This is a genomic window from Parashewanella hymeniacidonis, from assembly GCF_016900895.1.
Classification (GTDB): Bacteria; Pseudomonadota; Gammaproteobacteria; order Enterobacterales; family Shewanellaceae; genus Parashewanella; species Parashewanella hymeniacidonis.
The window spans coordinates 34,529-48,406 of sequence record NZ_JAFEUN010000008.1 but is presented as its reverse complement, the minus strand read 5'-3'; the positions used below and the strand labels follow the sequence as shown (position 1 = coordinate 48,406).

Sequence of the window (13,878 nt, the reverse complement as noted above, 5' to 3'; positions counted from 1 at the left end):
AATATTTAGGAACCCTCTAATCATCAGTCAATGCCCGGCGCTAAAAGGAATGGCGAACTCGACGACATCATTCATTTTTCGTCAATTTTTCAGGAAGGATTATGACCGCCTTAGATGCATCATTAAATAACAAAACGACTAAATTAACCGAAAGTGATATCTACCGTTCTTGCTCGCTTTCTGACTCATTAAAAAATTGTAAAACCACTGCTGACTTACAACCTATCACTGAAATTGTTGGACAAACTCGCGCCCAAAAAGCGGTTGAGTTTGCCATGGGCATTAAAGAAAAGGGCTACAACATATATGCGATTGGCCAAAATGGCCTAGGTAAACGCACCATGATGCTGCGTTATCTCAAAAAGCTGGAAACCCAATCAGAACTATATGACTGGTGTTACGTCAGCAACTTTGAAAACCCACGGCGACCAAAAGTACTCAAACTTGAGTGCGGTAAAGGAGAGCCATTTAGCCAGGATATCGAAAAACTGGTCGTCAAACTGGTTAAATCACTTCCTCTGACTTTTGAAAATGAAATTTATTACAGCCGCACTGAACAACTAAAAAAGCAATTGGCTGAAAAACAAGAGGCTGAGTTAGCCGATATTTCTGCAAAGGCCAAAGAGCAGCATGTGCAACTAGCAGTCACTACTCAAGGTGATTATCAACTCATCGCAATGAATGGTGAAGAGCAGCACACAGAAGAATCCTACGACGCTCTGCAAGAAGAAGAACGAGCCGAAATAGAAAAAATAATTCGTGATCTTGAGTCAGATCTTCGAAAAGTCGTACGCACTTTCACTAAGTGGGAAGAGGAATATAGCGACAAGCTGCAACAACATACGGAAAAAACAGCGAAAGACGTTATTGGCCACTTTATAAGGCCACTGACTAGAAAATATAAAAAAGATCTCGAAGTTGTAGAGCATTTAAAGGCAATGCAAAAAGATATGATCACCAATGTTGATATCTTTTTAGAGCAAACAGAAGAGCAACTCGGGCTCGCTTATGCCACGTTAGACAAAAAGCTGCCAAGGCGATATTTAGTTAATGTGCTCGTTCCACAATCTGATGACCATTTTCCAATTCGAGTAGAAGAGAGCCCAAGTTATCACAGCTTATTCGGCTACATCGAAAATGCAACGTTTAAAGGCACGGTGTTCACTGACTTCTCTCTTATTCGTGCTGGCAATCTTCACAAAGCCAATGGCGGTGTTTTACTGATTGATGCAACGAAAGTACTGGAGCGCCCTTATGTATGGGACGGGTTAAAAAGAGCCCTGCGTTCACGACAGTTAGATTTGAGTTCATTGGAACGTGAGGTTTCGCTATCAGGCGTTATATCGCTGGAGCCTGAACCTATCCCACTGGACGTAAAAATCGTCATGTTTGGCGATCATCAAACATATCAACTATTGCAACATTATGACCCTGACTTTAGTGAGCTTTTCCGAGTAACCGCTGATTTTGAAACCAGCATGCCTAGAACCTCTGAAAGTGAAGAGCAGTACGCTCGTTTTATTTCTTGTATTGTCAGCGAAAAAAATATGCTCGAGTGTGATATATCTGCTGTTGAACGCATTGTTGAATACAGTTCTAGACAAGCCGATGATCAAAATAAGCTATCGCTTTACTCCGCTGACGTCGCTAACTTATTGCGTGAAACAAACTTCGTTGCCCAACAAGAGCAAGCAAAAACAATTCGTTCAGAGCATGTCGAACAAGCGCTTAGCAATCAAATTCATCGAGTCTCTAAATTGCAGGATTTGATGAAAGAAGATTTTCAGTTTGGAAAAACAATCATTGATGTTTCAGGAGCAAAAGTTGGACAAGTTAATGCACTAACTGTCGTCTCCACTGCGGATCATCGTTTTGGTTTGCCAAGTCGTTTCACAGCCAATACGGCTTTCGGACAAGGCGAAGTGTTAGATGTTGAGCATAAAGTACAACTCGGTGGGCAAATTCACTCTAAGGGAGTACTCATACTTACCTCATACCTGGCTTCTGTATTAGGAAAGTCAGCAGAGATACCGCTGACTACTTACATCACGTTCGAACAATCGTATTCGGGTGTTGATGGTGATAGCGCTTCAATGGCGGAGTATTGTGCTGTGTTATCTGCTATCAGTGAAGTTCCACTCAAACAAGATATCGGGATTACTGGCTCGATGGATCAATTTGGTGTTGCTCAACCAATCGGTGGTGTTAATGAAAAAATCGAAGGGTTTTATGATATTTGTAAAATAAAAGGGCAATCAGAATCTCAAGGTGTGATTATTCCGAACAGTAATGTCTGCAACTTAATGTTGAGAAAAGACATTGTTGAAGATGTCAAACAAGGGAAGTTCCATATCTGGGCGATTACTCATGTTTCAGATGCCATAGAATTGTTATCTGAAAAGAAAGCTGGAACCCTTAAAAATGATAAATTCACACGAGGTTCAATTTACGAATCCGCTAGAGTTAAGCTAGATAAACTCAGAAAAGAACATGAAAAGGACGCTCAGTAGTCGCCCTAAAAAATAGTGTAGTGAATGAGTAATTTCGTTTAGTTACTCATTCGCTGCCGTTTCTGCTGCTCTATCACCTAGTGCATTTAAGACTTTGCAATCGCCCTCTAAAATAGCAACGATTGACTTATGTTGTCTAAAGCATTGAGGGATAATTACACGACCATTACTTCCAACAGACAAATCACGAAGCACTTCACTTCGCATTAATAGACCTACTGGTGCATCATAGAAGAGTACTGTTACTGTTTTAGTACTAATTACAGTAGCTACTTGAGATTTCATCTTAATTTCTCGATAAATTGTTAACCTTCATAACTAGTTATAGCTCACTCAGAAAGTTTTGAGCAGTTGTAATTAAAATCTTTTATTTTTGTAACAATAAATCAGCCCGATATTGATTTTATATCGCTAAATTCACATGGATATAAGCACAATTTGTGAAATGACGAGTCCCCCCATTTAAGAAACAATGTTGGGAAATACTTCAAATTCCCTAATATCAATTTAAACAGGCTCTTGGGTTTTCATCTAATCCTGTTAAAATCAATCAGAATTTTTGTCACAAGATTAGAGATTAAGATGGGAAGAGCGTATCAAAACCGTAAAGAGTCAATGGCTAAAACAGCTGGTATGAAAACTCGGATTTATTCTCGTTACGGTAAAGAAATCTACGTTTGTGCGAAAAATGGTGGTGTAGAACCTGATGGTAACTTAGCCCTGCGTCACTTGATTGCAAAAGCAAAAAAAGACCAAGTTCCAGCTCACGTTATTGAAAAAGCTCTTGATAAAGCCAGAGGTGGTGGTGGTGAAGATTATGAAGTCGCTCGCTACGAAGGCTTTGGTCCAAACAATTGCATGCTAATTGTTGACTGCTTAACTGACAACGTTAAACGTACATACACTGAAGTGCGACAGGCTTTCATTAAAAATGATGCAAAATTAGGTGGTCCAGGTACTTGTGCCCACATGTTCGATCATGCTGCAGCATTTGTATTTGAAGGTGACGATGAAGATGCAGTATTAGAAATATTAATGATGGCTGATGTTGATGTAACTGATGTTGAGTTGGAAGATGGGCTAATCAGTGTTTATGCACCTCATACTGAATTCAACAACACTCGAACTGCATTAACAGACGCATACCCAGATATTGACTTTAAAGTTGATCATATCTCTTGGTTACCACAAACCATGACAGAGATTACAGATGCGGAAGAAGTTGAGCAATTTGATAAATTAATTGCAGCACTTGAAGATTGTGACGACGTACAAAATGTTTATCACAACGCAGAAATTCAAGATTAATATTGAGCCTCTGCTCTACTTAAGCAAAGTTCGATAGTACTCAGTGTTGTTTTAATGAATATATAAAAATGGCGCTCATGATTGAGCGCCATTTTTATTCGTAGGAGAATGATTTTACTTAAGTGTTACTTTAGCAAATTTACGCTTACCTACTTGGAAAACACCAACTGTACCAGCTTCAAAAACTTGCTTAGCATCAGCCAGTTTTTCACCATCTAATTTTGCTGCGCCTTGCTTAACCATTCGCATGGCTTCAGATGTCGATGCAACTAGACCAGCTTCTTTTAACAAGTTAGCTAAACCTATCCCCTCAGCTGCATCAATATCCATTTCTGGTACATCATCTGGAATTGCACCTTTTTGGAAGCGATTGATGAACTCTTGATGAGCCGCTTCAGCAGCTGCTTCATCATGGAAGCGAGCAATAATCTCTTTTGCCAAGGCAATTTTAATATCTCTAGGGTTTGCACCTTCAGCAACTTGTTGCTCAAACGCTTCGATTTCTTCTAATGGACGGAAAGATAACAATTCAAAATAGCGCCACATTAACTCATCAGAAATAGACATAATCTTGCCGAACATCTCACCCGCAGGCTCGCTAATACCAATATAGTTATTAGCTGACTTAGACATTTTCTTAACACCGTCCAAACCTTCAAGCAGTGGCATCATAACAACGGTTTGAGGCGTTTGACCTTCAGATTTTTGTAACTCACGCCCCATTAATAGGTTGAACTTTTGATCTGTACCACCAAGCTCAACATCCGCTTCCAATGCTACTGAATCCCAACCTTGTAACAGTGGGTACATGAATTCATGAATAGCAATAGGTTGACCAGAACCGTAACGCTTTTTAAAGTCATCACGTTCTAGCATACGCGCCACAGTCTGGTTTGACGCTAACTTAATCATACCAGCCGCACCTAGCGGCTCTAACCAGCTAGAGTTAAATTCGATACGAGTTCGAGCAGGATCTAAAATTTTGAAAACTTGTTCTTTATAGGTCTCAGCATTGCGCATCACATCATCTTTGGTTAATGGTGGACGTGTGCTGTTTTTACCGGTTGGATCTCCAACCATGCCGGTGAAATCACCAATTAAGAAGATCACTTCATGACCAAGCTCTTGAAATGCACGCAGCTTATTTAAAATTACCGTATGACCTAAGTGAATATCAGGTGCGGTAGGATCTGCCCCTAATTTTATTTTAAGTGGACGTCCTAATTTTAATTTTTCAATTAAATCAGCTTCTAGCAATATCTCATCTGTACCACGTTTTATTTCAGCTAAAGCTTTATCTAAATCAGCCATTGCCTATGCGACCTCGTTATAATTAGGAACTGTGCCTAAATCTCAAAATTTGAAGGTTGTAATGTTACTTGTTAGCCAGAACAATTGAAAGCGTGTAAACTTGGTTGTAATAGAGATATTGCAATTTGGTATCAGGGTCGATGTTAAGAGTTGTCACATTATTTAAATTATTACCAAAAACACACAAAATTATTCTAAGTGTATTGACTGTCGTCTCTCTTATTATTGTGATGTTGCCTTCTGAAGATGCACAAGCGTCTAGACAGACTGTGGAAAATCAGTACCAACCGAATAAACGCTATACGGTACCTTTGGCATTTCGTACGCCAGAGCCACCTCAGCTCAATGGAGCATCATTAAATGCTCAACCCTCAACAACAAAAAATATTGAAAGCATTACTGCGCCTAAGCCTGAAAAGAAACAAGAAATTGCGAACATAGAAACCTTTAAGGTTCGTTCTGGCGACACGCTTGCAAAATTGTTCCATCGTGCAGGCTTAACCTCACGTGATGTTTATGAAGTGTCAAGGTTGCCGCTCGCCAAGAAGAATTTATTAAAATTAATTCCTGGTGAAACCATTGGGCTTACCAAGGATTCACAAGGCAACTTCATCAATCTCTTTTATCAAATGGACCCAATTACATCACTTGAGATTTCTCATAATGGTGATGACTATAAAGAACAGGTTCATAAGAAACGGGTAAATGTTCGTAAAAGCTTCACTGCGGCCACAATCACCAGTAACTTTTGGAATGCTGGTGTAGATGCAGATTTAACCGCTAACCAAATTATGCAGCTAGCAACCTTATTTGGTTGGGATGTCGACTTCGCCCTCGACATTCGTGAAGGTGATAATTTCGCACTCATTTTCGAACAAAAATTTACTGACGGTGAATTCTTAGAAAACGGTAATATTCTTGCCGCAGAGTTTACGAACCAGGGAGATCGTTACACTGCAATTCGTCACTCAGACGGTGAGTATTACTCAGATGAAGGCCGCAGTATGCGTAAAGCATTTTTGCGCTCACCAGTAGACTTTAACCGTGTAAGCTCTAACTTTAACCCTCGACGTCTGCACCCTGTTACAGGTCGCGTAAAACCTCACCGTGGCGTGGATTATGTTGCAAAAGTCGGTACCCCAATTAAAGCCGCTGGCCGTGGAAAAGTGATTGCCTCAAGTTACAATAAATACAATGGTCATTACGTATTCATCAAACATAATGATACTTATACGACTAAGTATTTACACCTTAAGAAACGTAAAGTAAGAAAAGGGCAATCTGTTAAACAGGGTCAAATAGTTGGAACATTGGGAAGTACTGGCCGTGTTACTGGACCGCATCTTCATTATGAGTTCATTGTAAATGGAGTGCACAGAAACCCTAGGACTGTTAAGCTGCCAAAATCTAACCCTATTGCTAAGAAACAAAAACAAGTGTTTTTAGCTCATAGTTCAAACATCATGGCAGAACTTGAGCACAAAAAACAACTACACTTAGCAGGCACAATCTAAAGGCAGTAATTTAACAATTATGTCCAAGAATTATTATATCGGCGTAATGTCAGGAACAAGCATGGATGGTATCGACTCTGTGCTTGTTGATTTTTCCTCTGGAAATCCACAATTAATTGAAACCTACACTGAAGAAATTCCGTCTCACCTCTTTAAAGGTCTACAACGACTCAGCCAGCCGAGTAATGACGAAATTAATCGACTAGGACGTTTAGACCGTCAAGTTGGGCAAGCCTTTGCAAAGTCAGTAAATGGGCTTTTAAAAAAGGCAGGCGTTTCGACATCAGATATCATTTCGATTGGCAGCCACGGCCAAACCGTGCGACATATGCCGAACCTCGAAGTAGCTTTTACAACCCAAATAGGTGATCCGAATACCATTGCCGTTGAGACGGACATTGATGTTATCGCTGACTTTCGTCGCAAAGATGTTGCCCTTGGCGGTCAAGGTGCTCCTCTTGTTCCAGCCTTTCACCAGCAAGTGTTCTCTAAACCAACAGCTGATCGAGTCATCTTGAACATTGGTGGTATCGCAAATATCACTTATTTACCGCAAGATGAACAACCTGTTTTAGGCTTCGACACTGGCCCTGGGAATGCACTTGTGGATGCTTGGATTCAACAGTCACAAGAAGAACCTTATGACAACAATGGCCAACTAGCAGCGTCAGGCGCTTCTGACGAAAAGCTATTGAAGCACTTACTGTCTCATACTTATTTTTCTCAGCCCTACCCTAAAAGCACAGGTAAAGAACTATTCAGTCAAAATTGGTTAGAACAGCAGATAAGTGAATATTCACACTTATCGGTTGCAGATATTCAATCGACATTACTTGATTTATCTTGCCACAGTATTGCCAATGATATTTTGAAACTATCTCAATCAGGAGAGCTTTTTGTTTGTGGTGGCGGTGCCAAAAATACAGAATTGATGAAACGTTTAAAGGCATTACTCCCAACTTATACAGTTGAGACTACGAGTTTATTAGGTGTTGACCCACAATGGGTTGAAGCGATTGCTTTTGCTTGGCTTGCTTATCGCTTTGAACATCATTTACCAGCAAACTTACCTGAAGTAACAGGAGCGAGCCGAGAAGCCATTTTAGGTGCTCGATTTCCTGCGAAATAAATGTATCTATACCCATGATACCTGAAGATGCTCGATTTCAGCGAGAATGCACAGCTTGTTAATCAAGGCGACAGTGTGCGGCAATAGTGAGCTATTGTTAGCACTGGCAACACAGAGTAACACGCTGTGCAACTCGCACTGCGTGGACTTCTCAGCACCAATTCTTCTTTGTTACATTAGCTCGAAAGAATCCCGATATTCCTTCGCTAATGCGCCTCAAAGAATTGGCGCTGAAAAAGTCCTGAAACATGCATCTTCAGGTATCATGGGTATATAGGGCAGTGGATACTGCCCTATATCATTTTAAATTCGTTTTCTTCGAATCAAAAGAATTAATACCAAACTGATAAAACTTAAGCTTCCTCCTCCAGAACTACCAGATTCCTCAAAATCATCATCCTCCGGCACTTGCTGAACGACTACATTGATTGAAACTTCGGCTTCACTGCTTTCACCTTTTGCATCCGTAGCAACAACTGAAAACACAAGTACACCATTTTGATTTGGTGCGACAAATTGTGCTTCCTGAGTACTCGCATTATTCAGCGTTACACTGGTACCGCTAACTTGCTTCCATTGATAAGAAACACTATCACCATCTGCATCAGTCGCTGTGGCAGTTAATGTTACTGTCTCTGAAGCATTAACATCACGATTGTCACCGGCCGAAACTACTGGAGCTTTGTTCACGCTGTCATTATCAGATATTGTGACAACTAACTCATTTGCAGCGAGAACACTACCATCCACGCTCATTAATTGAACAGTGAAGTTCTCATTCTCTTCAACTTCACTGTCATCAATTAACTTAATTTGAATTGGTTTAGCGTCCGAATCACCATCTTGCCAGACCAATTCACCGGAAATATCTTCTACATCATTTCCGACTTCAGCCGTCCCACTAGCAACTTGGTAATTCACTTTGACTGTCCCAGATGTTCCACCTGAGCGTAAAACATTTACTGAAGCATCCTGCACATTCTCTATGAAAGTTACTGAGGTTTCCTCGAAAGCCAACGTACCGGGTCTCGGTGCATTTTCGCCAAACTTCACCACATGATAAGTTGGTGAGACTATTGAAGCTCCTCCTCTTGGGTCATGTAGCTTCACAAATGCTTGGCGTTCTATATCCTTATCTGCATTTAACGTAACCAACTCTATCGTTTTAACTGCATTGTCATTAGATGTCCATGTCAAACGACCAGAGATTGGCTGATAATCAATGCCGAGCTCGGTATTCCCGTCTACCACTTCATAAGCAACGCTGACTTCGCCTGAACCTTGTGGACGCTGAACAGAAATAGAGATTGTATCTCCTGGATTCCCTCGGCTTTCTGATTCACTGAAAGAGATAGAACCTTGAATTTGGGTATGAGTTTTATCACGTAGAATATACAAACCACTATTGATATCACTCGCTAAAATCAGCCCTGATGGTAAATAAGGATAGACACCCCATACACCGTTAAATGCATTGCCATCAGAGGCAGGAAACGTATCAAAATATCCCAGCTCTGAAGGTGAAGAAGGATCAGTAATGTCTAAAATCGTAACTCCACGTTGGTAGTTTGACATATAATATCGATTACCACGAACAAAGCCATTATGATCAATAGCTTTTGTTGGTCCAGACCATGTTTTAACTAGTTGAGGAGCCTGCAAGTTATCGACGTTGAATACTCGTAATGTTGTATTTAAACCATGGCTTTGTTCATCAAGCTCATCATGGACAAATACGTATCGTTTATCTTCACTCCACCAACCCGAATGCACGTACTCTGCATTGGTATAAGTCGTATTAGACAGTTCATCGGGAACAGCTTGATCAGAGATATTCCATAAGCGCATTTCATCTTCATTAAAATCAAGCAACACGGTACAGATTGACGTTTGACAACTACTCTGTGCCCTACTGTCAGTTACAACCATAGATGAAACATCATGAGCATAATCAGAACGTGCAGATCCAGTATGATTAAACTCGGCCCCTAGGGCGGCAGGATTTGTTAAGTGGTAACTACGAAATGCACCACCCCCAACATTCTGACCGACCAAATGCAAAGACGGAGCTAATCCTGTCAGTGCTGAGTTGGTCGTGTAATCCACGTTACTAATATAAACATTATGAGCACTTGTGCTTGCATTATCCGTAGCGACTTTTGAAATAGCATCTGGTAAATCACTCAAATCAATAATATGAACATTATCGGCCCCCTCTGAGGTGACATATGCGTGTGCTTTCCAACGCAACGCTTCGGAATCAAACCACTGATAGACTTTTATGTCTCGCCACGTCGTTCTTGTTCCGCCGATGAACCCTACCTCAGCGGGATTTTCAGGATCAGATAGATTAATGACAGATGTACCATTATTGAACCCCATAATGGCGTATTCAGTACCAGTATTAAGATCTACATGCCCCCAAATATCATTGCCCGAACTAGGTGATTTTGAAAAGTCGCCCAATGCCATATGAGCTACTAAATCAATATTGTTACAGCTGAAGTTACCTGCTGTACCGTTGGTACATTCAGTTGCCGGTTGGCTTCGCTCTAGCGCCATATTTTGTTCAAGTTTTTGAGACAACTCAATTCCATACTGAGCAATACCATCATTGAGAATTTTAAATCCTCTTGACTCTAAACCTGAAACGAATGCTTGCGGTATGCCTGTCAATAAAGTCGGATTATGCTGCGGTGCTTGAGCTAAAAAATGGTCAAATTTATTGTAGCCTCCTAAAACGGGGACCAAATCGCTAGTCAGAAGAAAGACATCTTCTGAATTTTTAAAATCGTACTGCCCACCAGACACTAATACTCTATCGCCTTTATTGGCATGTTTGACCGCATACGCTATGGTTTCACAAGGTCTTAGAGGATTATCACAACGTCCGATATTTTTGCCCGATGTGGAAACAAATCGAGCTTTATCATGCTCTGCATGAGCCAAAACTCTATCGAGAGGTGCCATTGCCGCCGTTGCAGCAATAGAGAATATAACTGCATTCCGTAATTTCATTTGTAGCTCCTAGCTGCTTCGAACTTAAATTACTCCCCACGACATTTAGGCTCGTGCATTTCTTAGTTTTTATTTGTAGAATCGGCAATATAACAAATAACAAACAAAATAATAACAATGATGCCATTTTCATTTTTAGTTAAAGATGCTGTTGCAATAAAACACAAGATCAAAAAATGTTTGTTAGTTGGAGCTGCTCTTCTCATGTCTAGCTGTGGAAGTTCAGAGCAAGATCAACAAATTAATATCATTCTAAAATATGGCTCAACAAAACTTGAATGCAATGTCCCAATAAACGAACATTCTGACTTCCAACTTGAACAGCTTCAGTTTTTTCTATCGAACTTTAGTGTTAATGGTGCCCCCTTAAACCTCAAAAAGACGAAAAATCAAAGTTCAACGACAGCTTTGTTGAGTAAACTCTGTCATAGCGAGTCACCAGATAATTTAACGCTCTTGTTATCAAACAAAATTAGTAAGGGTAAATTACGCTTTGATTTGGGCGTTCCTTTTACTGAAAACCATAAAAACCCGCTGACTCAAGACAGTCCTTTGAATCAAAGTGATATGTTTTGGAATTGGCAACTGGGCCACAAGTTTCTTCGATTAGATCTAAAAAATAATAACCCAGCAAATCGACAAACAGGTTGGCACTTCCACTTAGGTTCAACCGGATGTAAATCTGCAAGTGTTATGAGAAGTCCTTCACAAAGGTGTACACAACCCAACCGTTTTGCTTATGACGTAAATTTAACAAGTAATACACTGATTCTTGATTTAAAACCGCTTCTCGATACTGTGCTGAGTAACCAAGCATTTTATTCTCAATCCTGCATGTCCGAATCTCAAAACCACGTTTGTCAGATGTTATTTAACACGCTTGGAACAAATTCGATTTGGCGAGGGGAGCAGAAATGAACGTAATTAAAGGTGTCATCCTTCTCTTGTCATCAATATTGGTTACGTCGTGCTTCAATCAGCAAGAACGTACTCAAGAGCAAGAGTATTCGTGGGATGTACCAACGGGTTTTCCAAAACCTTTTGTTCCTGAAAGGAACCCCATGACGCAAGCTAAAATAGAGCTTGGCCGTCACATTTTTTATGACAAAGCTCTTTCAAGCAATCAGTCACAAAGCTGCTCAAGTTGCCATATACAAAAACATGCTTTTGCTGAGCCTTTAAAAGTTTCCATCGGTAGTACAGGTGAAGCACACCATAGAAACTCACCCGCTTTAGTAAACATTGCTTACAATAAAACACTCACTTGGGCGCACGACGGCCTTACTGAATTAGAAAGGCAATTACTGCTTCCGATTTTTGGTGAGCGCCCATTAGAGCTTGGTGCAACAGGAAATGAGAGCAAAATCCTTCATCGATTTGGGCGAGCGCCTTACCCTATATTATTCAAAAAAGCGTTTGGTGATTCAGAGCCAGATTTCAATAAGATTGTTCAAGCCCTTTCAAGCTTCACTCGTAGCTTAATTTCATTAAACACACCTTTTGATGAGTACGCTTATCAAGGAATCGACGATGCAATATCAGAAGATGCTTTAGCCGGCATGAACTTATTTTTTTCTGAAAAACTTGAATGCCATCATTGCCATGGTGGGTTTAACTTCACTCAATCAACCAGCCATGAAAAGCAGCCTTTAGATCGAAGACCGTTTCACAATACAGGGCTGTATTTCACTGAGCGTAAGAAGTTAACATTAACCAAGCTCGACCAAGGAGAAGTCAGTATGGGTTACCCAGAAAAAGACATTGGTCTTGCCGGTATCACTGGCAACTTTCTTGATGATGGTCGCTTCCGTGCACCCACACTAAGAAACATCGAACTTACGGCGCCATATATGCACGATGGCAGTGTAACTACCCTAGAAGAAGTGATAGATATTTATGCTGCAGGTGGAAGAAATGTAACTCAAGGCCTTCATCAAGGTGACGGCCGAAAAAACCCATTAAAAAGCCAATTTGTGAAAGGCTTTGAAATAACCAATAAAGAAAAACAACAACTCATCACCTTTTTAAAAACCTTAACTGACGAAACGTTTATCACGATGCCAGCACACAGTGACCCGTGGAAAGTGCAAAGGCAGTATAGAACGGTTGAATCTAAAGATTAAAATGGATAGCATCGGCAGCAATATTTCTAATGAAAAAACTAAAAATGCCCAAACGATTACTCTTTTTGATTTCTATTTACCTAATTACTGCTATTAGCCTGTTCGTATTAAAAATCGGCGTCATTGCAGGCGTACTGCTGATCATTTTAACTGTTGCAATGATCGGCAAGCAAAAAGCGGCACTGAATATGTTGCGTGCTTTTGCTATCTTACAAGGTATCACATTATCCCTATTTCCTTTTATCCTTAGCCAGGATAGCGAATCCATTAGTCAGTTGTTAAAACTACCACCCTCTATCGCATTTAATTCAAGTTACGATGTTTTAGCAATATCTATAGCAAGTGTTTTTTGCGCACTGCAGCTTTGGTTTTCTTTCAGTAAAAAGGTGATAAATTGGTTTACTGTTAATACCAATATGAACATTATGAGATAGTACTTTCAACACCATGTAAGTGGTAGGCTAATGACATGCAGACTACACTATTTTGAGATAAGTATTGTTTTGATATCTCAAGGATGGAGTCAAAAATGGTTCACGCATATATCTCAATCGCCTGCTTTTTTTTCGCTTATTTCTTTACTTGTAATTACCTAGATAAACTCGAACAAGAGCAGCAAACCAATCAATACTCGCAAATCTGGTTAACTTGGTTTGCCTTCAGCATTCGTCTGCAGTCAGTCTTCTTCTTGGCGTTAGAAGCAAGAGAAATCACCATAGCTGAGAGTATGTATCAAAGCCTAGAGAGAGCAATATTTATGTTAGTAGTGAATGTTGTTCTATTCGCTTGCTCATTTCTAATATTACAAAGAAATAAAACGGCTTGGTTTGTTGGAACAATTTGCAGTTTAAGCCCGATCATTTGGGTGGTGAATGTGCTTTATTTTTATAAGAACAAGCCGAGTTTTGAACCGATTGAATCGAAACAGTAACAAAAAAAACGAGAGCTGTTGCTCTCGCTTTTAT

11 protein-coding genes are annotated in these 13,878 nt (G+C 40.2%); 8 read left to right on the top strand and 3 right to left on the bottom strand.

From position 1 onward, the window contains the following. Positions 1-101 precede the first annotated feature (101 nt). Positions 102-2,510: a Lon protease family protein gene (locus tag JQC92_RS03140; RefSeq protein WP_204998280.1), complete on the top strand. Its 2,409-nt coding sequence runs from the start codon at positions 102-104 to the stop codon at positions 2,508-2,510. 42 nt (positions 2,511-2,552) lie between these two features. Here the strand turns inward: JQC92_RS03140 and JQC92_RS03135 are convergent, their stop codons facing one another. Further along, positions 2,553-2,795: a TIGR02922 family protein gene (locus JQC92_RS03135; protein WP_204998279.1), complete on the bottom strand. Its 243-nt coding sequence runs from the start codon at positions 2,793-2,795 to the stop codon at positions 2,553-2,555. Positions 2,796-3,092: 297 nt separating this feature from the next. On the opposite strand from JQC92_RS03135, the gene JQC92_RS03130 reads away from it, so the two are divergent. Then, positions 3,093-3,818: a YebC/PmpR family DNA-binding transcriptional regulator gene (locus JQC92_RS03130; protein ID WP_204998278.1), complete on the top strand. Its 726-nt coding sequence runs from the start codon at positions 3,093-3,095 to the stop codon at positions 3,816-3,818. Between the two features lie 114 nt (positions 3,819-3,932). Here JQC92_RS03130 and tyrS read toward each other — a convergent pair whose 3' ends face one another. Beyond that, positions 3,933-5,129: a tyrosine--tRNA ligase gene (gene tyrS, locus JQC92_RS03125; protein ID WP_204998277.1), complete on the bottom strand. Its 1,197-nt coding sequence runs from the start codon at positions 5,127-5,129 to the stop codon at positions 3,933-3,935. Between the two features lie 140 nt (positions 5,130-5,269). On the opposite strand from tyrS, the gene JQC92_RS03120 reads away from it, so the two are divergent. Together JQC92_RS03120 and JQC92_RS03115 are read left to right on the top strand one after the other, a co-directional pair. Further along, a complete protein-coding gene (locus tag JQC92_RS03120; protein ID WP_204998276.1) occupies positions 5,270-6,643 on the top strand; it encodes a peptidoglycan DD-metalloendopeptidase family protein in 1,374 nt (457 codons plus the stop codon). A gap of 19 nt (positions 6,644-6,662) precedes the next feature. Then, a complete protein-coding gene (locus JQC92_RS03115) occupies positions 6,663-7,772 on the top strand; it encodes an anhydro-N-acetylmuramic acid kinase (protein ID WP_204998275.1) in 1,110 nt (369 codons plus the stop codon). 303 nt (positions 7,773-8,075) lie between these two features. Here the strand turns inward: JQC92_RS03115 and JQC92_RS03110 are convergent, their stop codons facing one another. Continuing rightward, the gene (locus tag JQC92_RS03110) at positions 8,076-10,790 is read right to left on the bottom strand and encodes a choice-of-anchor B family protein (protein ID WP_204998274.1); all 2,715 of its coding nucleotides are present in this window, start codon (positions 10,788-10,790) and stop codon (positions 8,076-8,078) included. 204 nt (positions 10,791-10,994) lie between these two features. Here JQC92_RS03110 and JQC92_RS03105 point away from each other — a divergent pair, with 204 nt between their 5' ends. The 4 genes from JQC92_RS03105 to JQC92_RS03090 all read left to right on the top strand — a co-directional run bounded on the left by JQC92_RS03105 (position 10,995) and on the right by JQC92_RS03090 (position 13,844). Further along, positions 10,995-11,708, top strand: coding sequence for an MbnP family copper-binding protein (locus JQC92_RS03105; RefSeq protein ID WP_204998273.1), 714 nt, complete (start codon positions 10,995-10,997; stop codon positions 11,706-11,708). Beyond that, positions 11,705-12,913, top strand: coding sequence for an MbnH family di-heme enzyme (locus JQC92_RS03100; protein WP_204998272.1), 1,209 nt, complete (start codon positions 11,705-11,707; stop codon positions 12,911-12,913). The genes JQC92_RS03105 and JQC92_RS03100 overlap by 4 nt, the downstream gene beginning before the upstream one ends. Positions 12,914-12,942: 29 nt before the next feature. After that, a complete protein-coding gene (locus JQC92_RS03095) occupies positions 12,943-13,347 on the top strand; it encodes a hypothetical protein (protein WP_204998271.1) in 405 nt (134 codons plus the stop codon). 95 nt (positions 13,348-13,442) lie between these two features. Further along, a complete protein-coding gene (locus JQC92_RS03090) occupies positions 13,443-13,844 on the top strand; it encodes a hypothetical protein (protein WP_204998270.1) in 402 nt (133 codons plus the stop codon). Positions 13,845-13,878 lie beyond the last annotated feature (34 nt).